Origin of the sequence: Dyadobacter sp. CY347, from assembly GCF_021502655.1 — a bacterium.
In the GTDB taxonomy this organism is placed as follows: domain Bacteria; phylum Bacteroidota; class Bacteroidia; order Cytophagales; family Spirosomataceae; genus Dyadobacter.
Genome location: NZ_JAKFFT010000002.1, coordinates 128,131 through 154,135 on the forward strand (window position 1 = coordinate 128,131; position 26,005 = coordinate 154,135).

At 45.7% G+C, this 26,005-nt stretch carries 25 protein-coding genes; 16 read left to right on the top strand and 9 right to left on the bottom strand.

From position 1 onward, the window contains the following. The first annotated feature begins 44 nt into the window (after window positions 1-44). The 3 genes from L0659_RS01230 to pafA (L0659_RS01240) all read left to right on the top strand — a co-directional run bounded on the left by L0659_RS01230 (window position 45) and on the right by pafA (L0659_RS01240) (window position 6,375). The gene (locus L0659_RS01230) at window positions 45-2,855 is read left to right on the top strand and encodes a pitrilysin family protein (RefSeq protein WP_235123701.1); all 2,811 of its coding nucleotides are present in this window, start codon (window positions 45-47) and stop codon (window positions 2,853-2,855) included. A gap of 124 nt (window positions 2,856-2,979) precedes the next feature. Continuing rightward, window positions 2,980-4,656 carry an alkaline phosphatase PafA gene (pafA, locus tag L0659_RS01235; RefSeq protein WP_235123702.1) on the top strand — a complete coding sequence of 559 codons (1,677 nt, stop codon included), beginning with the start codon at window positions 2,980-2,982 and terminating at the stop codon, window positions 4,654-4,656. Between the two features lie 63 nt (window positions 4,657-4,719). After that, a complete protein-coding gene (gene pafA, locus L0659_RS01240; RefSeq protein WP_310590676.1) occupies window positions 4,720-6,375 on the top strand; it encodes an alkaline phosphatase PafA in 1,656 nt (551 codons plus the stop codon). Window positions 6,376-6,459: 84 nt separating this feature from the next. Here pafA (L0659_RS01240) and L0659_RS01245 read toward each other — a convergent pair whose 3' ends face one another. The 3 genes from L0659_RS01245 to L0659_RS01255 all read right to left on the bottom strand — a co-directional run bounded on the left by L0659_RS01245 (window position 6,460) and on the right by L0659_RS01255 (window position 9,102). Next, on the bottom strand, window positions 6,460-6,894 hold the full coding sequence (locus L0659_RS01245; RefSeq protein WP_235123704.1) for an NfeD family protein: 435 nt from the start codon (window positions 6,892-6,894) through the stop codon (window positions 6,460-6,462). 1 nt (window position 6,895) lies between these two features. Further along, window positions 6,896-7,810 carry an SPFH domain-containing protein gene (locus tag L0659_RS01250; protein ID WP_235123705.1) on the bottom strand — a complete coding sequence of 305 codons (915 nt, stop codon included), beginning with the start codon at window positions 7,808-7,810 and terminating at the stop codon, window positions 6,896-6,898. 125 nt (window positions 7,811-7,935) lie between these two features. Further along, entirely contained in the window at window positions 7,936-9,102 is a 1,167-nt protein-coding gene (locus tag L0659_RS01255) for an acyl-CoA dehydrogenase family protein (RefSeq protein ID WP_235123708.1), read from the bottom strand. A gap of 211 nt (window positions 9,103-9,313) precedes the next feature. Here L0659_RS01255 and L0659_RS01260 point away from each other — a divergent pair, with 211 nt between their 5' ends. Together L0659_RS01260 and L0659_RS01265 are read left to right on the top strand one after the other, a co-directional pair. Then, entirely contained in the window at window positions 9,314-10,630 is a 1,317-nt protein-coding gene (locus tag L0659_RS01260) for a UDP-glucose/GDP-mannose dehydrogenase family protein (RefSeq protein WP_235123709.1), read from the top strand. Window positions 10,631-10,670: 40 nt separating this feature from the next. After that, complete coding sequence (locus tag L0659_RS01265; RefSeq protein ID WP_235123711.1) at window positions 10,671-11,663, top strand: UDP-glucuronic acid decarboxylase family protein; 993 nt, start codon at window positions 10,671-10,673, stop codon at window positions 11,661-11,663. A 77-nt stretch (window positions 11,664-11,740) separates the two neighbouring features. Here the strand turns inward: L0659_RS01265 and frr are convergent, their stop codons facing one another. The 4 genes from frr to dusB form a co-directional block, all read right to left on the bottom strand. Continuing rightward, a complete protein-coding gene (frr, locus tag L0659_RS01270; protein ID WP_234615934.1) occupies window positions 11,741-12,301 on the bottom strand; it encodes a ribosome recycling factor in 561 nt (186 codons plus the stop codon). 28 nt (window positions 12,302-12,329) lie between these two features. Further along, window positions 12,330-13,049 (bottom strand): UMP kinase, encoded by a 720-nt coding sequence (gene pyrH, locus L0659_RS01275; RefSeq protein ID WP_026628531.1) that lies wholly within the window; start codon window positions 13,047-13,049, stop codon window positions 12,330-12,332. Window positions 13,050-13,112: 63 nt separating this feature from the next. Beyond that, window positions 13,113-13,649: an acetyl-CoA carboxylase biotin carboxyl carrier protein subunit gene (locus tag L0659_RS01280; RefSeq protein WP_235123713.1), complete on the bottom strand. Its 537-nt coding sequence runs from the start codon at window positions 13,647-13,649 to the stop codon at window positions 13,113-13,115. Continuing rightward, entirely contained in the window at window positions 13,643-14,632 is a 990-nt protein-coding gene (dusB, locus tag L0659_RS01285) for a tRNA dihydrouridine synthase DusB (protein ID WP_235123714.1), read from the bottom strand. The genes L0659_RS01280 and dusB overlap by 7 nt, the downstream gene beginning before the upstream one ends. Before the next feature lie 65 nt (window positions 14,633-14,697). Between dusB and L0659_RS01290 the strand changes: the two genes are divergently transcribed. The 4 genes from L0659_RS01290 to L0659_RS01305 all read left to right on the top strand — a co-directional run bounded on the left by L0659_RS01290 (window position 14,698) and on the right by L0659_RS01305 (window position 17,596). Further along, window positions 14,698-15,669: a CPBP family intramembrane glutamic endopeptidase gene (locus tag L0659_RS01290; protein WP_235123715.1), complete on the top strand. Its 972-nt coding sequence runs from the start codon at window positions 14,698-14,700 to the stop codon at window positions 15,667-15,669. 21 nt (window positions 15,670-15,690) lie between these two features. Next, the gene (locus L0659_RS01295; protein ID WP_235123716.1) at window positions 15,691-15,912 is read left to right on the top strand and encodes a DUF2007 domain-containing protein; all 222 of its coding nucleotides are present in this window, start codon (window positions 15,691-15,693) and stop codon (window positions 15,910-15,912) included. Continuing rightward, window positions 15,884-16,717 carry a phosphatidate cytidylyltransferase gene (locus L0659_RS01300; RefSeq protein ID WP_235123717.1) on the top strand — a complete coding sequence of 278 codons (834 nt, stop codon included), beginning with the start codon at window positions 15,884-15,886 and terminating at the stop codon, window positions 16,715-16,717. The genes L0659_RS01295 and L0659_RS01300 overlap by 29 nt, the downstream gene beginning before the upstream one ends. A 129-nt stretch (window positions 16,718-16,846) precedes the next feature. After that, window positions 16,847-17,596, top strand: coding sequence for a carboxypeptidase-like regulatory domain-containing protein (locus tag L0659_RS01305; RefSeq protein ID WP_235123718.1), 750 nt, complete (start codon window positions 16,847-16,849; stop codon window positions 17,594-17,596). On the opposite strand, the gene L0659_RS01310 is transcribed toward L0659_RS01305, so the two are convergent. Then, the gene (locus L0659_RS01310; RefSeq protein WP_235123719.1) at window positions 17,593-18,402 is read right to left on the bottom strand and encodes a UDP-2,3-diacylglucosamine diphosphatase; all 810 of its coding nucleotides are present in this window, start codon (window positions 18,400-18,402) and stop codon (window positions 17,593-17,595) included. The two genes, L0659_RS01305 and L0659_RS01310, sit on opposite strands and share 4 nt — an antisense overlap. 161 nt (window positions 18,403-18,563) lie before the next feature. Here L0659_RS01310 and L0659_RS01315 point away from each other — a divergent pair, with 161 nt between their 5' ends. Continuing rightward, on the top strand, window positions 18,564-19,955 hold the full coding sequence (locus L0659_RS01315; protein WP_235123720.1) for an OmpA family protein: 1,392 nt from the start codon (window positions 18,564-18,566) through the stop codon (window positions 19,953-19,955). A 60-nt stretch (window positions 19,956-20,015) separates the two neighbouring features. Beyond that, entirely contained in the window at window positions 20,016-20,753 is a 738-nt protein-coding gene (locus L0659_RS01320) for a hypothetical protein (RefSeq protein ID WP_235123722.1), read from the top strand. Window positions 20,754-20,799: 46 nt separating this feature from the next. Here L0659_RS01320 and L0659_RS01325 read toward each other — a convergent pair whose 3' ends face one another. After that, the gene (locus L0659_RS01325) at window positions 20,800-21,312 is read right to left on the bottom strand and encodes a DUF4494 domain-containing protein (RefSeq protein WP_235123723.1); all 513 of its coding nucleotides are present in this window, start codon (window positions 21,310-21,312) and stop codon (window positions 20,800-20,802) included. Between the two features lie 144 nt (window positions 21,313-21,456). Between L0659_RS01325 and L0659_RS01330 the strand changes: the two genes are divergently transcribed. Genes L0659_RS01330 through L0659_RS01350 form a run of 5 tightly spaced genes read left to right on the top strand, consistent with a single transcriptional unit; the run spans window position 21,457 to window position 26,000 of the window. Beyond that, window positions 21,457-22,083 carry a hypothetical protein gene (locus L0659_RS01330; protein ID WP_235123724.1) on the top strand — a complete coding sequence of 209 codons (627 nt, stop codon included), beginning with the start codon at window positions 21,457-21,459 and terminating at the stop codon, window positions 22,081-22,083. Window positions 22,084-22,101: 18 nt separating this feature from the next. Then, complete coding sequence (locus L0659_RS01335; protein ID WP_235123725.1) at window positions 22,102-23,949, top strand: hypothetical protein; 1,848 nt, start codon at window positions 22,102-22,104, stop codon at window positions 23,947-23,949. 5 nt (window positions 23,950-23,954) lie between these two features. Beyond that, window positions 23,955-24,743 carry an exodeoxyribonuclease III gene (locus L0659_RS01340; protein WP_235123726.1) on the top strand — a complete coding sequence of 263 codons (789 nt, stop codon included), beginning with the start codon at window positions 23,955-23,957 and terminating at the stop codon, window positions 24,741-24,743. Between the two features lie 42 nt (window positions 24,744-24,785). Next, on the top strand, window positions 24,786-25,382 hold the full coding sequence (locus tag L0659_RS01345; RefSeq protein ID WP_235123727.1) for a Uma2 family endonuclease: 597 nt from the start codon (window positions 24,786-24,788) through the stop codon (window positions 25,380-25,382). A gap of 21 nt (window positions 25,383-25,403) precedes the next feature. Then, entirely contained in the window at window positions 25,404-26,000 is a 597-nt protein-coding gene (locus tag L0659_RS01350; RefSeq protein WP_235123728.1) for a pseudouridine synthase, read from the top strand. Window positions 26,001-26,005 lie beyond the last annotated feature (5 nt).

The window sequence follows — 26,005 nt, forward strand, 5'->3', positions numbered from 1 at the left end:
TGCGTTATTTTCATGCATTCTAAATCTCACATAATCTTCTGGATATGGTCATGAATTTTAAAAGAAGAAATGCATTCCGTGGCAAAGCTGTGCTCGGTCTGCTGCTAACCTCCCTGATTTCTGTTACTTCCTTTTCGCAGGATCTGCCGAAAGGTGTCAAAAAGGTCACTTCCGTGGAAGGGATCACCGAATACAACCTGGAAAACGGGCTGAAAGTCCTGATGTTCCCGGATCCTTCCAAGCCAACCATTACGGTGAATGTGACCTATCTGGTGGGTTCCCGTCACGAAGGTTATGGTGAAACGGGCATGGCGCATTTGCTGGAACACATGGTTTTCAAAGGCACGCCCAAGCACCCGAACATTCCGCAGGAGCTTACCGAACATGGTGCCAGACCGAACGGCACAACTTGGTATGACCGTACCAACTATTTTGAGACATTCTCTGCTTCCGAAGAAAACCTGAAATGGGCTTTGGACCTGGAATCGGACCGGATGGTGAATTCTTTTATTGCCAAAAAAGACCTGGACAGTGAATTCAGCGTGGTGCGCAATGAATTTGAATCCGGAGAAAACAGTCCTTTCCGCGTTTTGATGGAACGCGTAATCTCCGGCGCTTTTTTATGGCATAACTATGGCAAATCGACGATAGGAAACCGTTCCGACATTGAAAGGGTGCCCATCGACAATTTACAGGCGTTTTATAAAAAATATTACCAGCCCGATAATGCTGTATTAACCGTTGCCGGGAAGATCGATGAGGCTAAAACGCTGGCGGTGATCAATGATTATTTTGGTAAAATCGCAAAGCCCGAGCGTGTGCTGCCGAAATCTTACACTTCTGAGCCTACCCAGGATGGTGAGCGTTTTGTGGAGCTGAAAAGAACCGGCGACGTGCAAATGCTGATGGCAGCTTACCACATTATGCCCGGCTCACATGCCGATTATCCTGCTATGGAAGTGCTGACAGAGCTTTTAACGGCCGAGCCAAACGGCAGGCTTTATAAAAATCTGGTCAACACAAAAAAGGCGTCTTCCGAATTTGGTTTCAGCTTTCAGTTGTTTGATCCGGGATTTGTCCTTTTTGGAGCAGAGGTTTTAAAAGAAAAATCGTTGGATGAAGCCAAAAAAGCATTTACAGCGACACTGGATTCTGCCGCAGTCCTGAAACCTTCAAAAGAAGACATTGAGCGTGCAAAAACGACTATCTTAAAAAATTGGGACCTCGAATTCCGTAATTCCGAAAGGGTAGGATTGAGCATTAGTGAAGCCATTGCAACGGGTGACTGGCGGCTTGCGTTTTTGTTCCGTGATAACATTCGAAAAGTTTCCCCGGAAGACGTTTTCCGCGTTGCGCAATATTATTTCAGGCCATCCAACCGCACATTAGGAACATTTGTGCCCGAATCCAACCCGGTAAGGGCTGAAATTCCGGAAGCGCCGAATGTAGCTGATCTGGTTAAAGGTTATAAGGGAGAAGCCGTTGTGGCAGAAGGCGAAGCATTTGATCCGTCGCCACTGAATGTGGAATCCCGCACGACGCGTATTGAAAAACCCAACGCCATTGAAACAGCATTGTTGCCCAAAACCACCAGAGGAAATGTGGTCGCAGCCAAAATCACATTGCGCTATGGCGATGAAAAAAGCCTGATGAACAAAGCGACTATTTCAGATCTGACGGGATCAATGCTGGACAAAGGCACAAAAACCAAAACGAGACAGCAATTAAAAGATGAGTTTGACAGGTTGAAAGCGCGCGTTAGTTTCTTCGGGATCAATAACCAGGCTGGGGCGAACATTGAAACAACCAAAGAAAACCTGCCTGCTGTGATGAAGCTCGTGGCGGAAGTTTTGAAAAACCCTGCATTTGACGAAACGGAATTTGATAAACTGAAACAGGAAGAACTGGCCGGAATAGAATCCCAGCGCAGCGAACCACAGGCCATTGCATTCAACCAATATCGCCGGATCACGACGCCATATCCAAAGGGTGACATCCGTTATGTGGCTACTTTCGATGAAGATGTGGAGAGCATTAAAACCACGACCATCGACCAGATCAAGCAGTTTCACAAGGAATTTTATGGAGCCAACAATGCTTCCGCATCGGTTGTAGGGGATTTTGACAAAGCGGCGCTTCAAAAGATCATTAATGATGAATTCGGCAACTGGAAAAGTGCGAAGCCGTTTACCCGCGTTGCGTCGCCTTATGTGGCAGTGAAGGCCGAAAACAAAATGCTTGAAACGCCCGACAAGGCAAATGCCATGTTCATTGCAGGCCTTAACATGCCATTGCAGGACACAGATCCGGATTATCCGGCATTGGTGATTGGCAATTACTTGCTGGGCGGCGGCTTCCTGAACTCACGCCTTGCCACGCGCATTCGCCAGAAGGATGGATTGAGCTATGGCGTTGGTTCACAATTCTCGGCCAGCTCGCTGGACAAGAGCGGAACGTTTATGTCATACGCGATTTACGCACCTCAAAATGCTGAAAAACTGGAAGCGGCATTTAAAGAAGAGATCGAGAAAGCGATGAAGGAAGGGTTTACGCCAGAGGAATTGAAAGCTGCGAAATCGGGTTATCTGCAATCCAGGCAGGTAGGAAGGTCGCAGGATGCGTCACTGGCTAACACATTGACCAACAATCTGTATCTTAACCGGACCATGCAGTGGGATGCGGATTTCGAGAAGAAAATCGAAGCGTTAACACCTGAGCAAATCAAAGCGGCATTTAACAAGCACATTGATTACAATAAGTTGGTGATCATTAAGGCTGGCGATTTTGCCAAGGCTAAAAAAGGCGCTCCTGCTGCCGCTGCGCCAGCACCGCTGGGGGGAAGTGAGAAAAAATAAGGGTTTGTGTATTAAGAGATAATTAAACCGGCGGCAATTTGCTGCCGGTTTCTGCTTTTAAAGCGGTACATCTTTATCTTTGCCAAGTATATAAGGAAACCTTTACCGCTACCATGCGTCTCCAATGAAATTGATAAAAAACCTGACATTAAGATTACTGATTGCAGGACTCATCATCAGCCCATCCGTTTTTAGTCAATCCAAAACAAAACCTGCTACGGCTAATCCGGGCAAACTGGCTCGTCCTAAGCTTGTTGTGGGCATTGTGGTGGATCAGATGCGTTATGATTATCTGTACCGCTATTATGACAAATACAAAGAAGGCGGCTTGAAACGACTTATGAATGAGGGTTTCAACTGCCGCAATAACCATTATCATTATGCATTAACGGTTACTGCCGCAGGACATTCGGCCGTTTACACAGGTTCATTGCCAGCGATAAACGGCATTGTCGGGAACGACTGGTATGATGCGCAGGCCGCAAAAACGGTTTACTGCACAGATGACAGCACAGTGGCAACGGTTGGAAGCAACAATGGTGCCGTGGGCAAAATGTCACCGCGCAACTTGCTCACCAGCACCGTTACAGACCAGTTGAGAATTGCTACCAATTTTCGCTCCAAAACCATAGGCGTGGCCATTAAGGACCGCGCTTCGATTCTACCTGCGGGGCATGCTGCATCGGGTGCATACTGGTTTGACTCCAAAACAGGAAATTTTGTAACCAGCACGTATTACCGGGATGAGTTGCCGGATTGGGTGACTGCTTATAACAACCGCAAAATGCCTTCGGAATATTCGAAAGCGGGCTGGAAACTCTTGTTGCCGGTTGAACAATACACGCAGAGCACAGCAGACGATGTGATTTGGGAAGGTAAAATCTCCGGTGAGCCCAAATCGATTTTCCCGCACGAACTGATCGGGACCGCTGGCGATGCTTACACGGTGATCACAACTTCTCCGTGGGGCAACACCATGACAAAAGATATGGCGATTGCGGCTATTAAGGGTGAAAATCTGGGTAAGGGAGCGGATACGGATTTCCTGGCCGTAAGCTTTTCAACGCCGGACCGCATCGGACATGCATTTGGCCCAAACTCTGTGGAGCAGGAAGATAATTATCTTAAACTGGACATGGAATTTGCTGATCTGTTCAATTTCCTGGATACATGGACTGGAAAAGGCAATTACACGGTTTTCCTTACTGCGGATCACGGAGCGATGGATGTTCCTGCATTTTGGAAAGAAAATAAGCTGCCAGCGGGCTTAATGAGCGCAACCGCATTGACGCGCGCTGTCGTGAAATCGTTGAATGATGCCTATGGAGAAGGCGATTACATTGCTGCTTTTGAAAACTATCAGCTTTATTTAAATAAGGCCCTTTTGAAAGAAAAGAAAGTAAGCATTGCCGATGCCTACCAGGTATTGCGCACTGCCTTGCTCCCGATGGAAGGCGTTGCGGACGTGTTGAACCTCACCGACATTGGCCGTGCTCCGTTGAATACATATCAATTGGAAATGTATAAAAACAACATTCACGCAAAACGCACGGGCGACATTCAGGTGATTGTGCAGCCAGGCTGGTTTGCATCATCTTACGCCACAGGAACGGATCATGGAACGCCTTATAACTATGATACGCACGTGCCATTCCTACTTTACGGCTGGGGTGTGAACAAAGGCGAAACATTGCGCCGGACCACGATTGCGGACATTGCGCCTACGATCTCTGCATTGCTGCACATTCTGCCGCCAAGCGGAAATGTGGGCAACCCCGTTGAAGAAGCATTGAAAAAGTAATATTAGTCCCTTGCAGACTCCGTTGGCTGCAAGGGTTTTTTGTTTAATATATATTCCTGAACCGTGAGAAAAATTTGCTTAAAAGCGTTGCTGATACTGCTTTCTGTATCTGCATTTGCCCAGACTTCCAAGAAAGCCGCCCCCAAATCCTCACCGCTCGCCCGTCCCAAGCTTGTAGTCGGCATTGTGGTGGATCAGATGCGTTATGATTATTTGTATCGCTACTACGACCAATATCAGGAAGGTGGTTTTAAAAGAATGATGAATGAAGGTTTCAACTGCCGGAACAACCATTATAGTTATGCATTAACGGTTACTGCTGCGGGTCACGCGTCTGCCTATACGGGTTCTGTGCCTGCGATAAATGGCATTGTGGGAAACGAATGGTTTGATCCGATTACGAAACAAAGCATTTATTGCGTGGAAGACAGCACAGTAAAAACCGTCGGCAGCAATAATCCGACTGTGGGCAAAATGTCGCCGCGAAATTTGCTGACCAGCACGGTGTCTGACCAGCTCAGGATCGCGACCAATTTCCGCAATAAAACTATTGCGGTTGCGATCAAGGATAGAGGCTCTATTCTGCCTGGCGGGCACACGGCTAACGGTTCATATTGGTTTGATTCCAAAACCGGAAATTGGGTGACGAGCACTTATTATATGGACGATCTTCCGCAGTGGGTGAAAGATTATAATGCAAAAAAAATGCCTTCTGCTTACTTACAAAAAGGCTGGCAACTCTTGCTGTCTGCGAATAGTTACGGCCAAAGCTCGCCGGATGATGTGGATTGGGAAGGCAAATTGCCCGGTGCGAAAAGGCCTGTATTTCCTTATGATCTGGCTGGTCTGGCTGGCGATGCATTTGGTGTGGTAACCGACACGCCTTGGGGAAACACGATTACAAAAGAAATGGCTATCGAGGCCATTAAGGGTGAAAATCTCGGAAAAGGAAAGGATACCGATTTCCTGGCGATCAGTTTTTCCTCAACGGATAAAATCGGGCATAGGGTAGGGCCGAATTCTATGGAACAGCAGGATGATTTTCTGCGGTTGGACAGAGAATTTGCGGAGCTCTTCGGCTTTCTGGATAGTTGGGTAGGAAAAGGCGAGTATACCGTTTTCCTTACTGCCGACCACGGCGTTGTAGACGTTCCCGGGTTCGCGGCCGCACATAAGCTTCCCGCCGGCCTGGTTGAACGCCGCGTTGTGAATGCCACCGTTGACAAAGCATTGGATGATGCTTTTGGTAAAGAAAAATATGTGTTGAGCAGAGAAAACAATCAGCTCTATTTTGATCATGACCTTTTGCTTAAAAAGAAAATAACAGTCGCTATGGCCACAGAAGTGATCCGTGAAGCATTACTGAAAGTCCCGGGCGTAGCCGACGTGCTGAACCTGAATGATATGGGAAAAGCACCGTTGAACACGTATCAGCTGGAATTATATAAGAACAATGTGAATGCCAAACGCAGCGGAGATGTGCAGATCCTTGCCGAGCCAGGCTGGTTTTACGGAACGTTAACCGGGACATCGCATGGCACACCATATAATTATGACACGCAGGTTCCGTTCGTTATGTTTGGTTGGGGGATAAATAAAGGGGAAACATTGCGCCGGACTTCGGTTTCGGACATTGCGCCTACTATTTCTGCATTGCTGCATATTTTGCCAGCCAGCGGGAACATTGGAAACCCTGTTGAGGAAGCGATTAAGAAGTAAGTTATGGCAAAAAAAGGCTGCATAGGGGATATGATCCTTGCTATGCAGCCTTTTTTATGAATGTTCAGGTCTGTTTGAACACATTCAGGATTCTTCTACGATCAGCAGAATTCCGTCTGCTTTTTTGATCACAACTTTACTGCCAGCAGTAATCGAGGTGTGATTGAGGGAATTGGCTTTCCACTCTGCTCCGCGGTAATAAATTTTGCCTTCACCTTCGGCCGGTATATCCTTGATAACCATGGCTGTTTCGCCCACAAACTCATTGTATTCAGCGGCTCCCTTCCGATCCAGCAGCCTGCGAGCATGCTTGCGTAACACCAGCATGGAAATAACGGAAATCACAGAAAATGCGATGATCTGGCTTTCGGTGCTCGTAAGCAAGCCGGCGGCTGCGAGTAATGAAGTGAACAGCGCACCAATTGCAAAAAATACAAAAACAAGTAAAACACTGACCAATTCTGCGATAAGCATGATCAGTCCAACGATAAGCCATATTTGCGGCAGCGACAAATCCATACTATTTCTTCGGTTCTGATTTAACAACAGTAAGCGCAGTGGCAATCAGGGAGCTCATATCGGCGAGGTTTGCGGGCAAAATAAGCGTGTTCCCGGCCTTGGCCAGCTTGCCAAATTGTTCCACATAATTTTCGGCCACTTTCAGCTGGACTGCCTCGAAGCCGCCATCGACCCGGATTGCCTCCGCCACCAGCCTGATACTTTCCGCAGTGGCTTCTGCCACCGACCGCAAAGCCGCTGCTTCTCCTTCCGCCTCATTAATCTGTCTCAACTTTATACCCTCCGACTCCAAAACCACCTTTTGTTTCTGTCCTTCGGCAACATTGATTGCCGCCTGTTTCTCACCGTCTGACTGCAAAATAACCGCCCTTCTTTCTCGTTCTGCCTGCATTTGTTTTTCCATAGCAATCAAAACGCTTTGCGGCGGTGTGATATTCTTAATCTCATAACGTAAGACTTTCACGCCCCATCCCGTAGCAGCTTCATCAACCGACTCTACAACTGCACGGTTAACGGTCATACGTTCTTCAAATGTTTTATCAAGATCAAGCTTTCCGATTTCACTCCGCATGGTCGTTTGCGCGAGCTGGATTACGGCAAATGTGTAATCTGCAATACCGTAAGCGGCTTTTTTCGGATCAATAACCTGTATGAAAATGACTCCGTCCATGCGCACCTGCACATTATCGCGCGTGATGCATATCTGTTCGGGAATGTCGATAGCAGTTTCTTTGAGTGTGTATTTATAAGCAACACGGTCGAAAAAGGGGATTATAAAGTTAATGCCGGGTTGAAGGACGGCGTAGAATTTCCCTAACCGTTCCATAATGTAGGCGGTTTGCTGCGGGATCACTTTCACGGTCATCAGGATCGTGAATACAACGAGGACTAATAATACTAATAGTGGAGTAGTCATTTAAAGTCAGGTTATGGTCTATTGCGAAAATAACCATAACATGACTGGCTTCCTACTGCTTGATGCACCAGTGTAACGGAAACTTGCTCGTCGGCTTAAGATGGGGATGGATGGTTATTGATATATTAATTTTTCAATATTTCTTTTGATATAACCAATTTTTGAATTTCGCTGGTGCCCTCGCCAATGGTGCAAAGCTTGCTGTCGCGATAGAACTTTTCGGCCGGATAATCCTTTACAAAACCATATCCGCCAAAGATCTGGACCGCCTCATTGGCCACCCTGACGGCCGTTTCGGAAGAATGATATTTGGCAACAGAGCTCGCCAGCGCCACTTTTTGTCCCGAATCCTTTAATGCTGCAGCATGAAATGTCAATAATGTTGAAGCCTGCACGTCCGTATACATATCGGCCAGCTTGAACGCAATCGCCTGAAAATCACAGATGGCCTTGCCAAATTGTTTACGCTCTTTTGAATAAGCCAAAGCCGCTTCATATGCGCCTAATGCTGTACCCACGCCCAAGGCTGCAATAGAGATCCGGCCGCCGTCGAGCACTTTTAATGATTGTATAAAACCTTCGCCCACCTCACCCAGCCGCTGACTGTCCGAAACCCGGCAATCCTGGAAAATGAGCTCCACCGTTTCAGAAGCGCGCATGCCAAGTTTGTCTTCTTTCCGACCGGAAGCAAAACCGGGTGTTACTTGCTCAATGATGAATGCAGTCGCGCCATGCTTATCGCCGGGCTCACCGGTGCGGGTAATGATGACCGCTACATCACCTGACTTCCCGTTCGTGATGAAATTCTTGGAGCCGTTGATGATCCAGTCGTCGCCGTCGCGTACGGCAACAGTTTGCATATTGCCTGCATCTGAGCCTGTGTTAGGTTCCGTAAGGCCCCAGGCGCCCACGTGCTGGCCGGATGCCAGCTTGGGAAGATAGGTCTGTTTCTGCTCCTCGTTGCCAAACATTAATATATGATTTGTACAAAGCGAGTTATGCGCAGCCATGGATAACCCTACGGACGGATCTATTTTGGAGAGCGCAATGATGGCGGTAACATATTCTTTATATCCTAATCCCGATCCGCCGTATTGCTCCGGCACCAGCATGCCCATCAGGCCCAATTCGCCTAAGCTATGAAACAATGTTTTTGGGAATTGCTGTGCTTCGTCCCACTCCCTGATGTATGGCTTTATATGTATCGCTGTGAAGTCTTTAACTGTTTCCCGGATCAGGTCGCAGGTTTGTTCCCGCTGGCTTTCAACTGAATCCTCTTTTATTAAGTCCATATTTGCTGATGATTATATTATGATATTCAATGTTAGCAAGATTTGTATAAAAATCACCATCCGTAAACGAACAAATCCTACACGAGGAGGTGAAGATTCATTTAAAAAAATTACTTTTGCATACTCCGAATACTAGCCGTCTTGGTTAAGTACAAATATTTAACGTTAATTAATAAGTGTCATAACAGCTATATAATAATTATCACATTTTATGAAAATCGCAGTTGTAGGAACAGGGTACGTTGGTTTGGTTACGGGAACATGCTTCGCCGAGACGGGCAACCAGGTGACCTGCGTTGACATTGATGTCAGGAAAATAGAACGTTTGCAAAAAGGCGAGATCCCTATTTATGAGCCAGGTCTTGATGTACTTTTTGATCGCAATGTGGCTGAGGGCCGTTTATTGTTTACAACCAATCTTGCAGAAGGAATTAAAGACGCTGAGGTTATTTTCCTTGCACTTCCAACTCCTCCGGGCGAAGATGGTTCTGCGGATTTGAAATATATTCTGAAAGTAGCCGACGATCTGGGACACATCCTGGATAAATACGCAGTTATTATTGATAAAAGCACAGTGCCTGTTGGAACTGCCGAGAAAGTAAATGCTGCCATCGCGGCCAATGCAAAAGTGAAATTCGACGTGGTTTCAAACCCTGAATTCTTGCGTGAAGGTGTTGCCGTAGAAGATTTCATGAAGCCCGACCGTGTCGTTGTTGGAACTTCCTCTGAAAAAGCGAAGAAAGTGATGGAGAAATTGTACGCACCATTGGTACGTCAGGGCAACCCGGTTATTTTCATGGACGAGCGTTCTGCTGAAATGACAAAATATGCAGCCAACTCATTCCTGGCCATGAAAATCACTTTCATGAACGAGATCGCAAACCTTTGCGAAAAAGTGGGTGCTAATGTGGACGATATCCGTCGTGGTATCGGAACGGACAGCCGCATTGGAAAGCGCTTTTTGTTTGCAGGGATTGGTTACGGCGGAAGCTGTTTCCCGAAAGACGTGCAGGCTCTTGCCAAAACTTCAAAAGATTACAACTACGATTTCCGCATCCTGCAATCGGTTATGGATGTGAATGATGACCAGAAGAAAAAGCTTTTGCCAATGGTAGACAGCTATTTTGGAGGAAGTCTGAAAGATAAAACAATTGCGGTTTGGGGGTTGGCATTTAAGCCATATACGGATGATATCCGTGAAGCTCCGGCTTTGGAAAACATCAATGCATTGCTGGAAGGCGGCGCGAAAGTGACCGTTTACGATCCGGAAGCAATGACGAACGTTAAAAATATCCTGGGTGATAAAGTGACTTTCTGCCACACGCCATACGCAGCTCTGGACGATGCGGATGCGTTGATGATCTTCACAGAATGGCCTCAGTTCCGTACACCTGAATTTGAAAAAATGGGTAAACTGCTTAAAAACAAAGTAGTTTTTGACGGAAGAAACCTCTATGAACTGGAAACAATGCGCGAAATGGGTTACACTTATTTCAGCATTGGAAGAGAAAAGGTGGTTCCAGCCTGAGGGGAAGTCCAATATCAACATTAAAACTATCTCATTTTAAATGAAACGTGTATTAATAACCGGAGCGGCGGGTTTCCTGGGCTCACACCTTTGCGAGCGCTTCCTGAAAGAGGGCATGTATGTGATCGGGATGGATAATCTCATTACGGGTGACATGCGGAACATTGAGCATCTGATGCCAGATCCGAATTTTGAATTCAACCACCACGATGTGACGAAGTTCGTACACGTGCCGGGTGACCTGGATTACATCATGCACTTCGCATCCCCTGCCAGCCCGATCGACTATTTGAAAATCCCGATCCAAACCCTGAAAGTGGGTGCAATGGGAACGCATAACCTGCTTGGCCTTGCACGCGTAAAAAATGCACGTTTTATTATTGCTTCAACATCGGAAGTTTACGGAGATCCATTGGTTCACCCGCAAACGGAAGATTACTGGGGCCACGTAAACCCGATCGGGCCGCGTGGTTGCTATGATGAGGCAAAACGTTACCAGGAAGCGATAACGATGGCTTACCATCGCTATCACCAGCTGGAAACACGCATTGTTAGGATCTTTAACACTTATGGTCCGAGAATGCGCCTCAATGACGGACGGGTATTGCCTGCATTCATCGGCCAGGCGCTCAGAGGTGAGGACATTACCGTATTTGGTGACGGAACGCAGACCCGCGCATTCTGTTACGTGGACGATCTGGTTGAAGGAATTTACCGTCTGTTAATGAGCGATTATTCTCTGCCAGTTAACATTGGTAACCCATCCGAAATCACGATTGGCGAGTTTGCCGAGGAAATTATCAAATTGACCGGAACGGATCAGAAAGTGATTTATCAGCCGCTTCCACAAGACGATCCTAAACAACGTCAGCCGGACATTACACTGGCGAAGGAAATTCTGGGCTGGGAGCCTAAGGTTTCCCGTGAAGAAGGTTTGCGGATCACTTACGATTACTTCCGCAGCTTGCCAAAAGAAAGGCTTTACGAAGAATCAAACCACAGAGGCTTCGAAAGTTTCAGTGGAACCAAATAGAATTTTAGAATATATAATGCATAAAAAATCCCGCCTGAGCGGGATTTTTTGTTGATAAGCCAGTGATTTAAAAATCACTAAACTTCCATGATCTCTTTTTCCTTTGCATTAAAGATCTGCTCCACTTTGGAAATAAAACCGTCTGTCAGTTTCTGAACGCGGTCTTCGCTCAGCTTGATCAAATCCTCCGCAGCGCCTTCTTTCGTTAGCTTACGCAACGAATTGTTGGCATCCTGACGAATGTTCCGAATGTTGATTTTCGCAGTTTCAATTTCGTTTTTTGCGCGTTTAACCAATTCTCTTCTGCGTTCCTCATTCAATGGTGGAACCGAGATACGGATCATTTCGCCATCATTTGAAGGCGCAAAACCCAGGTTACCATTCCGGATCGCCTTTTCAATTTCATTGATGATCTTTTTCTCAAACGGCCTGATCGCGATAGTCCTTGCATCAGGCGTATTGATTGTTGCCACATTTTGCAATGGCGTCATGGAGCCGTAATATTCGATTTGAAGACCTTCCAGCATCTGAGGCGTTGCCTTTCCGGCGCGTATTTTACCCAATTCAATGATCAGGTGCTTGATGGCGCCTTCCATGGTGTCTTTGGCGTCATCCAGATATAATTCTATTTCTTCCATTATTTTGTAGTAAGATATTGTATTACTGCTAGTTAGAAATCAAAGTGCCCACCTCTTCGCCCATAACGAGGTCGTACAGGTTGCCAGGCTTGTTCATATCAAAAACGATGATCGGAACATTGTTTTCCTTACAAAGCGTAAATGCCGTCAAATCCATGATTTTCAGATTTTTAGACAATGCTTCATCGAATGTAAGTTGCGTGTATTTTGTAGCCAGCGGATCTTTTTCAGGGTCGGCTGTATAAACGCCATCAACGCGTGTGCCTTTCAGAACCACTTCCGATTCAGATTCAATGGCACGGAGGCCGGCTGTTGTATCCGTAGTAAAATATGGGTTTCCCGTTCCTGCTCCGAAGATCACTACACGTCCTTTTTCCAAATGGCGGATTGCGCGGCGGCGGATAAGCGGCTCGCAAACCTGCTCCATTTTAATGGCCGACATCAAACGCGTGTTCACGCCATGCTTTTCAAGGGAGCTTTGAATGGCCATACCATTGATCACCGTTGCCAGCATGCCCATATGGTCGCCCTGCACTCTGTCGATGCCCGATTTTTCGACTGATGCGCCGCGAAAAATATTTCCTCCTCCGATAACGATTGCAATCTGAACGCCTACTTCGGCAATTCTTTTAATTTCCCGGGCGTAATTATCCAGAATGTTAAAGTCAATAACCTGGCCTTTGTCGCCGCCATTAAGTGCTTCTCCGCTCAGTTTCAGTAATAAACGTTTATATTTTGGTTCGGGCATGATTGTGATGTAGGTGTTTTCGACCGTAAAAATAAGCGTAGGAAGTTAAGATTAACAAGTAATTTATTGAAACTCGAGCAATACCTGGTTTTTTTCAACGATTTCGCCAGCCGCCACTTTCAATGTCTTAACCACTCCATTTCCGGATGATTTGATTGTGTTTTCCATTTTCATGGCCACAAGCACCAGCAAAGTATCGCCTTTACTGATCGTATCGCCCTCAGCAACCGCAACGGACTGAATAAGCCCGGGCATTGGCGCTTTTACATTGTTGATCTTCGTGCTTGCCGTATTTTGCAATCCCATTCCTTCCAGAAGCAAGTCGAGCTGATCTTTTGCTTTGGTATAAAAGTGCTGACCATTGATCAAAAGATGAAATGTCTTTTCAGCAACATTGTGATCCAGCACTTCAATGTTATAGGATTTGTTTTGCCAAATGGCGTGGAAATGGTTCGTGCCAATGGGCACAATATCGCCTTCAAAAAGTTGCCCGCCTATGGACAAGCTGTTCTTTTCATTGTTGATCTCAAAAACATTTCCAGCTGACTTGTCGTCATCATTTTCAGTTGCGGGAGAATCGGATACTGCGATTTTTAGCATAATGCTTCGCTGTATTCGTGGACAACTTCCTGCAAAATCCCGTCGAGTTCTTCGTAGGTCATTCCTTCCACGAGCCGCATACGAAATGGTTTGAAATGATCGAGCCCTTTGAAATAATTGGTATAATGTCTGCGCATTTCGAAAACGCCCGCAACCGGCCCTTTCCAGCGGATCGAAAATTCAAGGTGTTTGCGGCAAACGGCTACGCGTTGTTCCATGGTTGGCGGCGCAAGCTTTTCACCCGTTTTCATATAATGTTTGATTTCATTAAAGATCCATGGATTTCCAATCGTCGCACGACCAATCATAATGCCGTCCACACCGAACCTGTTTTTGTATTCCAATGCTTTTTCAGGCGTATCCACATCCCCATTTCCAAATATCGGAATGGTAATGCGCGGGTTGTCCTTGATCATGGCGATCAATGTCCAGTCTGCCGAGCCTTTGTACATCTGCACGCGTGTGCGGCCGTGTACAGACAATGCCTTGATGCCGATATCCTGCAAGCGTTCCGCCACTTCCTGCACATTCTTGGTGCTTTCGTCCCAGCCCAGGCGCGTTTTCACAGTAACAGGCAAATGCGTCGATTTTACAACCGCATCCGTCATTTTCACCATTTTTGGGATATCCTGCAAAAGCGCAGCTCCGGCCCCACGGCAGGCCACGTTTTTGACCGGGCAACCATAGTTTATATCAATCAAATCCGGATTCACGCGCGATGCGATTTCCGCACAGGAACCCATTGTTTCTATATCACTGCCAAACAGTTGGATCCCAACCGGTCGTTCGTATTCGAATATGTCAAGCTTCTGCACACTTTTCGCCGCATCGCGGATCAACCCTTCCGACGACACAAATTCTGTGTACATCAGATCCGCCCCATTTTCCTTGCAAACCGCCCTGAAAGGAGGATCACTCACGTCCTCCATGGGTGCGAGAAGCAGTGGAAAATCACCTAACGCTATGTTTCCGATTTTTACCATTTCAAAAGGGAAGACCCCAAAGCCTTATTTTTAAATTCATAATTAACTGTAAATTTACATCAATTATGCAAAATAGTAACCCTATCCACTTAGTTTCCCGTGTACCCGGCATAGGAGGCAGTTTGTTGGTCCTCATCGGCTTCGTGCTTATTGGTATGGCAGTCGGCAATATCCTGGCGGTCATGGTGCTTGCAGTGTATTTGAAGGTGGATACGAATAGCATTACCACGGTTTTGAACCAATTACTGAGTGATCCCGGCGGCGTGAAAAATGGCTGGTATGCATTAATGATGCTTCAAGGCACGGTCCATTTCTTTTCTTATCTGCTTCCATCGCTTTTATTCTGGACTTACATAGATCGCAAATCAATTGCCGAATTCGATTTCCGGGCCAAACCTGCGTTTCGGATATGGTTACTGGCTTTTTTGCTTGTGCTGGCTTTTATCCCGGTTAACAGCAAGTTTATCGAATGGAATGCAGCCATGAAACTGCCGGATGCATTGTCTGGCGTAGAATTGTGGATGAAGGAGAAAGAGAACCAACTTTCAGTGATGACGGCTTTTATGACCGGGTATACTCAGTTTGGCCAGTTGCTGATCGCATTGTTTATAGTCGTTCTATTGCCTGCGTTGGGCGAAGAAGTGCTTTTTCGCGGGGTTATTCAAACCAAGCTGATTCAATTGTGGGGGAATCCGCATGTGGGAATCTGGGTTGCTGCGGCTATTTTTAGCGCCATACATTTCCAGTTTTACGGATTTTTGCCCCGGATGATGTTGGGCGCAGTGTTTGGTTACCTATATTACTGGACTGGTAGCATCTGGGTTGCTATACTCGCCCATTTTGTCAATAACGGCTTCGTGCTGGTGATGATGTATCTGAATAATATTGGTGTGGTCAACATTAATATTGAAGAAACAAAGTCGATGCCAGTGATGCTGATCTTATCTTCGCTGCTGGTTTCTGCTGGCATATTGTTTTCTATTAGGAAAACCAGTGCGGTGCAGAGTGAGGCGATTGTGGCAGATAAAGAATTTTAAATCAATATTTTAACAAATAATATGGCTGAGAATTGGGTAAAGGCTTATCAGAGCGCACAAATGATGCGTGCTGATATTGCGCGTGAAATTTTAGAGCAAAACGGAATTGCGGCTGTCATCGTAGACAAAAAGGATAGCAATTATCCTGTTTTCGGAATGTATGAAGTGCATGTGCCGGCAAGTGATTTTTCGCAGGCCCAAACGATAATAACGAATGAAGGAGCGCTTAACGAAACTGAATAATTTACAGCAAAGGACCATCACCGCACTGGCGGGGGTATTTGTCATCATTAGTTGCATTCTTTACAATGAATTGACCTTTCTGCTCCTTTTTTGTACCATCAGCTCGCTTACCCAACTGGAATTTTATAAGCTCCTGGGCCTCGATGGAAACCAGCCGCTGACATATTATGGAACATTCTGTGGCACAGTCATGATATTACTTGCGTATCTGATAGAACAAGACATTGTGCCGTTTGAAAATTACTTCATAATCAGCCCGTTGTTATCGATGATATTCTTTATCAAGCTTTATAAAAAGAATGACCTGAAACCTTTTACCAACATTGGTTTCACTTTTCTGGGCATTATTTATGTGGCTTTGCCTTTTGCGCTCATTATTGTGATGGCTATGCGAGGCGGGAATTATAATTATGAGATCGTGCTGGGAAGCTTGCTCTTGCTTTGGGCTTCTGACATCGGCGGTTATTTTGCGGGGACAAAATTTGGGAAAAGAAAGCTGTTTGAGCGTATTTCTCCCAAAAAATCATGGGAAGGCGCCATGGGAAGTGCGGTCTTTGCAGCGTTTATCGCATTTGTGCTCGGCTATTATTTCCGTACCTTCGAACCCTGGAAATGGTATTGCATGGGGGCAATTATCGTTGTAGTAGGCACTTATGGTGATCTGGTAGAGTCGCTTTTTAAACGCAGCATTGCCATTAAGGACTCAGGAAGTAGTATTCCAGGTCATGGGGGCTTTTTAGATCGGTTTGACGGTCTGCTTCTTTCTGCTCCGTTTATCGTCACTTTTTTGAAGCTCTTTTCCTGAGCAGCAGGCATTAGTCTTAAAAGAAGGCAATGCCTTTGACACTAAGTCGTTTTTAAATTAGGAACAGATTTTTAGCGATGATTACAAATGCATTTGGTTTAACATTGATTTTGGAATAACGATCTGGAAATGAAACGGAGTCTTTTTATATTTTTATTGATACTTGCAGGTGTAACTGGATTCCGGGATTCGTATGCGCAGGGTGAACAGAGTGCGATTGTATTTTCAGGGATGGTTGTAGGCGGCAAAACCACCGAAATCCTGCCTGGGGCTACGATTTTCATTGTCAATGCAGGCAGAGGAACATTATCCAGAAGCGACGGTTCTTTTACGATCAAGGTTTTTCCCGGGGATAGCATTGTTTTTGGTTATGTTGGTTTCAAAAAACAATATCACGTCATCCCAAGAAGCTATAATTCAGACATTTATTCGGCGATTGTTGCGTTGAGAGAAGATGTGGTAACGCTTTCCGGTGTGACCATTTATCCATATTCGACCGAAGAAGAATTCAAGAAAGCATTCCTGGAATTGAAGCTGCCCGATCAGGCGGACCGCGATGCACTGGCTAGGAGCACAGATCCTGACTATATCAACAGAATGGCCGCGCAGGTTCCTAATAATGCGCAAACCAATTATCGCTATTCAATGGATCAGCTGCTCTTCGGGCGCGAATCATCTGCTAATAAAGGCTTTGCGACCACATTTCCTTTCCTGAACCCATTTGCGTGGGCCAACTTTATCAAATCCGTTAAGAAAGGTGATTTGAAACAAAAGGATTGGAGAAAAGACCTGAATGCAGCTCCCCGGGAGAACATTACCAAGCAGGATTTTATTCCCCCAATGCCGGATAATGACATAAAGAAAAACGGCAGTAACTAAACCGTTTCCGCTTCAAATTTCTTCAAAGTAACATTACTGCCATCAAAAGTGGCAAAATGCTGCTGCGTAACCCATTCCCCAAGATTAATGTAGCGCGACCGCGCGTTGACCTGCATATCCAGCACCAGGTGACGATGCCCGAAAATGTAAAAATCGTGGTGTTGCGTTTGCTCCACTTCGCGGCAATATTGGAATAACCACTCATGATCCGCGCCCATAAAGCGCTCTTCGCCTTTGTTAACATTGGCTATCCGGCTTCTTTTAGACCATTCCATCGCGATCCACATGCCCACATCGGGATGTACGATCCGGAAGATCATTTGAAAAAAGCTGTTTTCAAAAACCTTTTTCAAAAACTTATAAGTGCTGTCGCCCGGCCCTAATCCATCTCCGTGGCCTATTAATATGCTTTTAGAAGCACCTTTTGCATTGAATGTAAATGAAACGGGATTCCTGTAAATGACAGCGCCTAGTTCCTCCGTCAGGTAACCCGACATCCACATATCGTGATTTCCGGTGAAAATGATCAGCTCAATTCCTTTGTCTGACAGCTCCGCGAGTTTGCCCAGTAAGCGCACAAAACCCTTGGGAACTGCCTTTTTGTATTCAAACCAAAAATCAAAAATATCGCCTACCAAAAATATCACCTGCGCATCGTGCTGGATGGATTCCAGCCAGCTGACCACGCGTTTTTCCCGTTCGCGGCTTTGGATCGGGGAGGGGACGCCAAGATGATAGTCAGATGAAAAGTAGGCGCGGCGGCCATCTTGCAAATGAATCGTCTTCTTCTCAAAATGAAAGTTCATGCGGATGTTTAAATGCGCTGCAATTTACAACCTTCCTTTTAATTGACACGGGTAATAAGTCTTTCCAATAAGGTTCAAGCCGCTAACTCAATTAGTTTCAGCACCCATATCTAAATGTGAATATTTAGTAAGGTATTTATCCAACTAAAAATCAGCACGTTATGAGAGCTTTATATGTAATGTTGATGTACGCAGTTTCTATGGCTTGTTGTCCTGTTAGCACATTCGCGCAAATACGGATCAATGAACCCGGGCGGGTTGTGGAGCGGCAGGCCGAAAACAGGGCCAACAGAAAGATTGATCAGGCGGTTGACAAGGGTTTTGACTCAGTGGAAGAGGGGATTGGTAACCTCTTTAAAAAGAAAGATAAAAAGGCGAAGGAGCCGGAAAGTTCTAATTCCGACGCAAACGCTGATAAAAAGCCGGAAAGCAGCGCTTCGTCCACTGCTGGTAATGAGGCGAATGCGGATAATGGAACACCGGTTAAGGCTGGAAAATCAACACTGAAATCTTATAGCAAGTTTGATTTTATTCCCGGTGAAAAAGTCGTTGCAGTGGAAGATTTCGCGCAGGATGCCGTGGGAGATTTTCCGGCTAAGTGGAACACAAATTCATCCGGCGAGGTGGTTACCATTGAAGGAACCGAAGGGAAATGGCTAATGCTTGGTCCCGAAGGTGTTTTTTATCCTGAATTTGTCAATAAGCTTCCCGAGAATTTTACGCTGGAATTCAGCCTGGCTACCACTTCGGAATTCAGTTATTACTCCGGTTATCTCAGAACAGTCATCGCGGAAGTTGGCAGTCCGGCAAAAGATTTCCCCAATTGGAAGGGATACGATGGAGACAAAAAGAACGGAATAGAGCTCGGCTTGCATCCCAAGGACGCTGGTGGAAGCCAGGGACTGGCCATGTTCAATGTCTTTGGCGATGAGAATGCTTCTTCAATTATGAAAAATGAAAAGAGCTTCCCGGCCTTCCATGTGCCTGATCATAATGTTGTAAAAGTGTCGGTATGGCGTCAAAAAGGGCGTATGAGGCTTTATGTGGACGATTATAAGGTTTGGGATTTACCTCGGGCATTTAATCCTGAGAAAAATTACAACTTTATCGCATTTTCCAATCAGGGTTATCACGACCAAGCGAACCGCTATTTTATCTCAAACCTGCGCATTGCCGTGGGTGCGCCAGACACCAGAAGCAAGCTGATTACGGAGGGTAAATTTTCTACAACAGGCATTTTGTTTGATGTGAATTCTGCAAATATCAAACCGGAATCCTATGGCGTGCTCAAAGACATCGCCAATGTGCTGACGGAAAACGGCACGGTGAAGGTCAAGATCATAGGTCATACCGATAGCGATGGTGACGATGGCAGCAATTTAGCATTATCCAAGAAGCGCTCGGAGGCGGTGAAAGAAGCATTATCAAGAGATTTTGCCATTGACAAAGCGCGTTTGGAGACAGACGGAAAAGGGGAAAGCGAACCTGCTACACCCAACACCACTTCGGAAGGAAAAGCGAACAACCGACGGGTCGAATTTGTGAAAATGTAGCCGGGGCGTGGTTTTTTAGCAGTCTCTTTCTAGATTGCGCACCGTTTACAACTCTTGCTAATGAAAAAATATTTCGCTTCCGTCATGATCATTTGTGCGCTTGCTTACAGCGCGCCCATTTTTGCCCAGGCCCCCAAAAAGATCCCGGCCGACAAGCAACGCGCTGCCCAGTGGCAACCCGCCAAAGGCCAGTATTATTTCAGCCATTCGCTGGTTTACGATTATGAAAACAAGGCGGATCAAACCAAAGGCACGATCACCATTTATCTTGACCCGGTGAGTGGCGGCATGTGTTTCAAAAAAGAAAGCAGTTTTGGAAAAGGCGGTAAGGATTTCGATTTTGTGATCGGTTTCCCGGACGGGAAATACATTTTCTGCGGCGCCGATGAGAATGGCAAAAAGATGAGGATCAACGAAGCCGTGGGCGCATTGAAACCAGGCCCTGATACCAAAGCGCAGGCAAGAGAAGATTTCTCAACTTACTGGGCAGCAACCGGAAACAAAAGGGAGGATTTTGGATTTGAAAGTCTGGAATATAATGTGAGTTTTGCCACTTCCGAGAACAAGGATACGGTTTGGATTGCCAAAACACCATTTAATGTTTATCCGCTATATGGGTTGGAATTTGTCGAAAGCGCAGTGGCCATGCCCATTTCCCTTGACTATATGCACCTTTTGGAACCTAATCAGCTGGTGGCTGAGATCAATTCCAAAGACACCATTCTGAAACTGAAAAGCTTCAGTAAGGATCCAATCACAGTCTCCACCAAAGGCTACACAGAATTCAAAACAGATTAAAAATTTATAAAACATTTCCGTCCCTTTAAAGGGACGGAAAACGTCTCTATTCTGCAATCGCGTCTGCTTCTGCTCTTTCTGCTTTCACTTCCGATAATGGGCGCATGTTTGCTGGGATTTCCTGCTCGTCCTCTTCTGCTGTGTACGGGAAAACGTCCAGGATTGGCGTTAATACAATATCTGTTGTTTCGTATGGGATCAGGAAATTGCGCATGCTTTCGTTGATCCGGTCCAGCGCTTGCTGAATGCCATCCGCGTTCACAAGCATATAATTCACGATTTTCTTTTCCTTACCACTCTTTTCATCTACTGAAAAATAGATCACTTTGGCCTTAAACCATTGTTCTCCTTCCTCAAATGTGAACAGATCGGCAAGCCGCATACGCGAAATGCTCATCACGCTGAACTCGCTCGCGCCGGTTACGATCTGCTTGTATAGCCTGGCTTCAGACTCTGTATATGAAACGGCGTCTACCAGATAAACTTCATTGATTGTTTTAAGACTCCCTGCCTCATCCTCTTTTTGATACCGAATTTTCCCTAAATACCAGCTCGCCATATTTGTAGTTTTGTTTTTCTTAAAAGTAGGCAAATGTAAACGCTTGGGTGAAGGCGTGCAAAAAATATAGTTACAAACTAATAATCGATGTGCGGTGCATGCGTTCTGATACCTACTGTTTAACTTGCGAAAAATATTTTGATAATGAAAAAGAACATTTGGGTCCTTGTACTCATGATTGTAGCCGGTGTGGCTTCGAGTTGCGGAGTGGGCCGCCAGGTTGCCGATGCCAAGACTTTTGGCGATTGTAAATACGACATTGCCTCCGTCGACAGCGTTTATCTGGCCGGAATTGACATCAGGGAGTTCCGTAACATCCGCAGTTTCAGCGATTTTGATCTGGCTAAATATCCGGGATTGGCGATGGGGCTTTTGCGTAAAAATGTGCCTCTTGACCTTCGGGTTAACATTGATATTACCAATCCAACAAAAAAACGCGCTGCGATCAATCAGTTGGAATATAAAGTGTTGCTTACGAATAATGAGATATTCAACGGTTTCCTGAGCCAGCTGATCGAAGTTTTGCCGGGAACGAGCCCTACGAGAGTTCCGGTGCGGTTGAACACCAATGCTTACCAGCTTCTTTCCAATGATAAAACGCGCGATGAATTCGTAAATATGATCCTTGCTTTAACAGGTAAGGCTGATGCCAAGCCAGCAAAATTTCAAGTGAAAATCAAGCCGACGCTGGACGTTGCCGGAAAGCAGGTGAATTATCCGGGTTATATCACATTTGAAAAAGAAATAACCAGTAAAATGCTGGCACGTTAAGATCTAAATCACACAGTTTTGAGAATACTTGTAGACAACCCTTATCTTTTTCAATATTTCAGCCTAGTCGTTATCCTGCTTATTTTATTTGGAATAAGCTTTTACAAAGGTCAGGTTGTATTAAGGAAATGGTCGGGAATAGGGCTGATCGTTACGCCGGTTGTCTATTTTTATCTTATTCTGGAAGCCTATACATTGAATATTCCTTACACGGATGACTTCAATCTGCTGGAAACGATTCACAATTTTCATGTTGCCGATGGTTTTGTAAGTAAAATTGAAGTGCTTTTTGAGCAGGTCAACCAGCACCGTTTTGCATTTGAAAGAACTGTAATGCTGATCATGTACTTTTTTACAGGTACGGTCAACATTAAAACTCAAATTTTGCTCGGTAACCTGGCGTTGCTGGGCATTTTTTATTTACTCTTTCTGACATTCAAAAAAGAGCAGATCACCTGGTATTACTTCATTCCCGTTCCCTATGTGCTTTTCAATCTGGTTTATTTTGAAAACGCGGTCTGGGGAATTGCCGCGATTCAGAATACACCGCTGATCCTTTTCGCGTTGGTTTCTGCATATGGATTAGCCAGAAATGATCAAAAAGGCTGGTATTTGGGAATTGCGGCGGCGTTGCTGACAACATTCACGAGCGGAAGCGGCATCCTGACCTGGATCATTGGATCATTAATACTTCTTTTACAAAAACGATTTAAACTACTCTTTATATGGCTTGCGCTCGCACTGGCCATTGTGCTTTTTTACTTCCTTTTTGACTATCAGGTGATCCCTTCGCACACGGGTTCCGTCTGGCCGCATCCGATATTTAACCTCGTTTTCGTGTTTGCTTTCTGGGGTAATGCACTTTACCTGGACGTCATACACCCGATGATGAACACATTTTATGCCGACATGATCGCGTGTGTTTTGCTTGGAGCGGGCATGTTGCTGGTTTTCGGCATCTGGCTGCTGCGGCTTTTGGTAAATAGGAAGCCGGTTTGGAGTGATTGGTTTTTATGGGGTGCTATGATGTTTGCCATGGGAACCGGCGCCATGTTCATTATCAGCAGGCCTATCAACACTTATGTCATGTATGGCGGCAACATCTTTTCGCGGCGTTACATGATTTTCGGGGTGGTTTTGCTGGCGACGGTTTATGTCTGTGTTGTGATTTTGCTTAAAAATTTCAAAAGCATTAAGCACATGGCAGCATTACTCGGCTTTTTTGGTTTCGTAGCGCTCAATTTTGTGAGCTATTACCTTTCCGTAGCAAGCATCCGCAAGTTCCATGAAGATCTGGTAATCGACAGTTTTTATTGGAAAAACCATAAGACATTCCTGACAACAGGCGACAATTTCGGGGACATTCCTTTCTGGAACCATCCAACGAGGATGAGCAACCTTATTGATACATTAAATGCGAATAACCTGCTGAATTTTGATCAGTATCAAGACTTCCCGGTTCATCAGCAGGTCATTGCAGAAACCGGAAAGAAAGCGGACCGTTACGAAGGGAAATTCGAGGTGAAAGTGAGTTATTTGAACGACGGCAATAACAATCCCGCAAAATTCCTACGCTTTCAGGCCACGGACATCGCGGGTGCAAAGCCGGTCTATTTTGCTCTGGCTTCCAATGAACGCACCCTCCTTTTACCAGCGCTTCCCATCCCTAATTCGCCTGGTGATCTGTTGAAAAGCCACACGTATTACAGCTCCGATTATCAATATTCGTTATACCGGACAAAGCTTCCGGCGGGATTATTTGAAGTTTGGATGGTGGAAAAAGACCCGGCTGCCCCAGGAAAATGGAAATCCTATTTTACCGGAAAAAGCATATCCTTATGTGAAAGCAAGAGTGCCCAAAAATAGCTGATATGAAAATACTTACTTACAATCTCAATGGGATCCGTGCCGCGTTACGGAATGGCCTGGTTGAATGGTTAAGCACGATTTCCGCGGATGTTTTATGCTTTCAGGAAGTGAAAGCAACGCCGGATGTTGTGGATCTTTCCGGGCTGAAAGCGCTTGGCTATGAGCTTATTGGCTGGCATGCGGCGGAGAAGAAGGGTTACAGCGGCGTCGCTATGTTTTCCAAAATTCAACCTGATATGGTTTCCGCAGGCTGCGCCATTCCGGCTTATGATGCAGAAGGGCGGATTTTGCGTGCGGATTTTGGTGATATCACTGTTTTGAACTGTTATTTTCCTTCGGGCACGAGCGGGGAAATCCGTCAAGGTGTTAAAATCCAGTTTTTGAGTGACTTCTTTGATTGGGTTACAGAATTAAGAAAAGATCGTCCTAACCTGATCATTTGCGGCGATTACAACATTGCGCACAACGAAATTGACATTCATGATCCGGTCAGAAATAAGAAAATGTCCGGTTTTCTGCCTGAGGAAAGAGAATGGATGACCAAATGGTTTGGTAATGGCTACACCGATGCTTTCCGCTTTAAAAATCCGGAGCTCCGGGAATATTCCTGGTGGACTTACCGTGCAGGCGCCCGAGGCAACAACAAAGGCTGGCGGATCGACTATATTTCGGTTGCCGATAGTCTCAAAGATCGGATCGTTTCGAGCCGGCAAATAAATGATGCCGTCCATTCGGATCATTGTCCGGTGTGGTTAGAAATTGAATCGCCATATTCACAGACCGACTCATAAATTTCGTATTTTTGATCAAAGCGAGATTCAAACAAAAGCGTTATGGACATGCCAATGCCGGTGACAATGAAGATGGGAGACCTGATGAGTGAGGAAGAATTCTTCCAGTTTTGCCAAATGAACGACACACTAGAGTTCGAAAGGGACTCGCAGGGAAATATTATACTTATGTCTCCAACAGGATTATTAACCGGTACATTTAATTCCAAAGTTTCAATTGAACTGGGAATTTGGAATAAAGAGAACGAACTAGGTCAGGTTTTCGATTCGTCAACGGGTTTCACATTGCCTAATGGCGCAGTAAGATCCCCGGATGTTTCATTTTTAACAAGCGAGAAATGGAATGCACTTTCCGAGAGCGAAAAGGAAACATTTGGGCATGTTTGTCCGGATTTTGTGATTGAGATTCGTTCCAAATCTGACGGCCTTAGTTATTTGCAGGATAAAATGAAAGAGTTTATTGCTAACGGCACTCAGTTGGGCTGGCTGATCGATCGGATCGCTAACAAAATTCACATTTATAGAGCCGATCAATCTGTCAGCGTTTACGATTCGTTGGATGTGATGCTTTCGGGAGAAGACATTCTGCCAGGCTTTACGCTAAATCCTGCTGCCTTAATTAAGATAAGCAAGCGCTGATACAGTCCTAATCCTTTCAATTTGTTCCGTTACTTCTTCATTTACAAGCCGTTTGGGATGCTTTCGCAGTTTACGCGTGAGGGCGATCATTTGACGCTTGCTGATCTGGATTTTGATTTTCCCAAAGATATTTATCCCGTTGGTCGTTTGGATGCGGATAGTGAGGGATTGTTGCTCCTTACCAATGATAATTTCCTCAAAACAAAGGTTTTAGATCCAAAAAATAAGCATTCCAAAACCTACTATGCGCAGGTTGAGAGCATCATAACAGAGGAAGCCTGCGCAATGCTTCGCAACGGCGTGCAAATTTCAATTAACGGCAAAAAGCACCTGACGCTTCCCGCCCAGGTTTCTCCTATCAGGGAGCCATCGCTTCCAGAACGCAACCCGCCCATCCGTTTCCGCCAGAACATTCCCGTTTCCTGGGTTTCCATTTCCATAGGCGAAGGCAAAAACAGGCAGGTCAGGAAAATGACCGCCGCCGCAGGTTTCCCGACATTGCGGCTCGTACGCTGGTCGATCGGAAAAATTTCTCTTGCGGATAAAACAGGCGAATTCCCTAAACCCGGGGACATATGGGAAGTTACGGCCAAAGAGGTGCGCCGCGTTTACGATTGAGATTT

Coding starts and splice junctions, on each gene's coding strand:
- dusB (WP_235123714.1), bottom strand. CDS start 14,632: ATGGTAAAAATCGGAAACATAGCGTTAGGTGATTTTCCACTGCTTCTC.
- L0659_RS01295 (WP_235123716.1), top strand. CDS start 15,691: ATGGCTGAGAATTGGGTAAAGGCTTATCAGAGCGCACAAATGATGCGT.
- frr (WP_234615934.1), bottom strand. CDS start 12,301: ATGGAAGAAATAGAATTATATCTGGATGACGCCAAAGACACCATGGAA.
- L0659_RS01340 (WP_235123726.1), top strand. CDS start 23,955: ATGAAAATACTTACTTACAATCTCAATGGGATCCGTGCCGCGTTACGG.
- L0659_RS01345 (WP_235123727.1), top strand. CDS start 24,786: ATGGACATGCCAATGCCGGTGACAATGAAGATGGGAGACCTGATGAGT.
- L0659_RS01265 (WP_235123711.1), top strand. CDS start 10,671: ATGAAACGTGTATTAATAACCGGAGCGGCGGGTTTCCTGGGCTCACAC.
- L0659_RS01305 (WP_235123718.1), top strand. CDS start 16,847: ATGAAACGGAGTCTTTTTATATTTTTATTGATACTTGCAGGTGTAACT.
- L0659_RS01280 (WP_235123713.1), bottom strand. CDS start 13,649: ATGCTAAAAATCGCAGTATCCGATTCTCCCGCAACTGAAAATGATGAC.
- L0659_RS01325 (WP_235123723.1), bottom strand. CDS start 21,312: ATGGCGAGCTGGTATTTAGGGAAAATTCGGTATCAAAAAGAGGATGAG.
- L0659_RS01315 (WP_235123720.1), top strand. CDS start 18,564: ATGAGAGCTTTATATGTAATGTTGATGTACGCAGTTTCTATGGCTTGT.
- L0659_RS01300 (WP_235123717.1), top strand. CDS start 15,884: ATGAAGGAGCGCTTAACGAAACTGAATAATTTACAGCAAAGGACCATC.
- L0659_RS01310 (WP_235123719.1), bottom strand. CDS start 18,402: ATGAACTTTCATTTTGAGAAGAAGACGATTCATTTGCAAGATGGCCGC.
- pyrH (WP_026628531.1), bottom strand. CDS start 13,049: ATGCCCGAACCAAAATATAAACGTTTATTACTGAAACTGAGCGGAGAA.
- L0659_RS01260 (WP_235123709.1), top strand. CDS start 9,314: ATGAAAATCGCAGTTGTAGGAACAGGGTACGTTGGTTTGGTTACGGGA.
- L0659_RS01320 (WP_235123722.1), top strand. CDS start 20,016: ATGAAAAAATATTTCGCTTCCGTCATGATCATTTGTGCGCTTGCTTAC.
- L0659_RS01245 (WP_235123704.1), bottom strand. CDS start 6,894: ATGGATTTGTCGCTGCCGCAAATATGGCTTATCGTTGGACTGATCATG.
- L0659_RS01255 (WP_235123708.1), bottom strand. CDS start 9,102: ATGGACTTAATAAAAGAGGATTCAGTTGAAAGCCAGCGGGAACAAACC.
- L0659_RS01250 (WP_235123705.1), bottom strand. CDS start 7,810: ATGACTACTCCACTATTAGTATTATTAGTCCTCGTTGTATTCACGATC.
- pafA (WP_235123702.1), top strand. CDS start 2,980: ATGAAATTGATAAAAAACCTGACATTAAGATTACTGATTGCAGGACTC.
- L0659_RS01330 (WP_235123724.1), top strand. CDS start 21,457: ATGAAAAAGAACATTTGGGTCCTTGTACTCATGATTGTAGCCGGTGTG.
- L0659_RS01230 (WP_235123701.1), top strand. CDS start 45: ATGGTCATGAATTTTAAAAGAAGAAATGCATTCCGTGGCAAAGCTGTG.
- L0659_RS01290 (WP_235123715.1), top strand. CDS start 14,698: ATGCAAAATAGTAACCCTATCCACTTAGTTTCCCGTGTACCCGGCATA.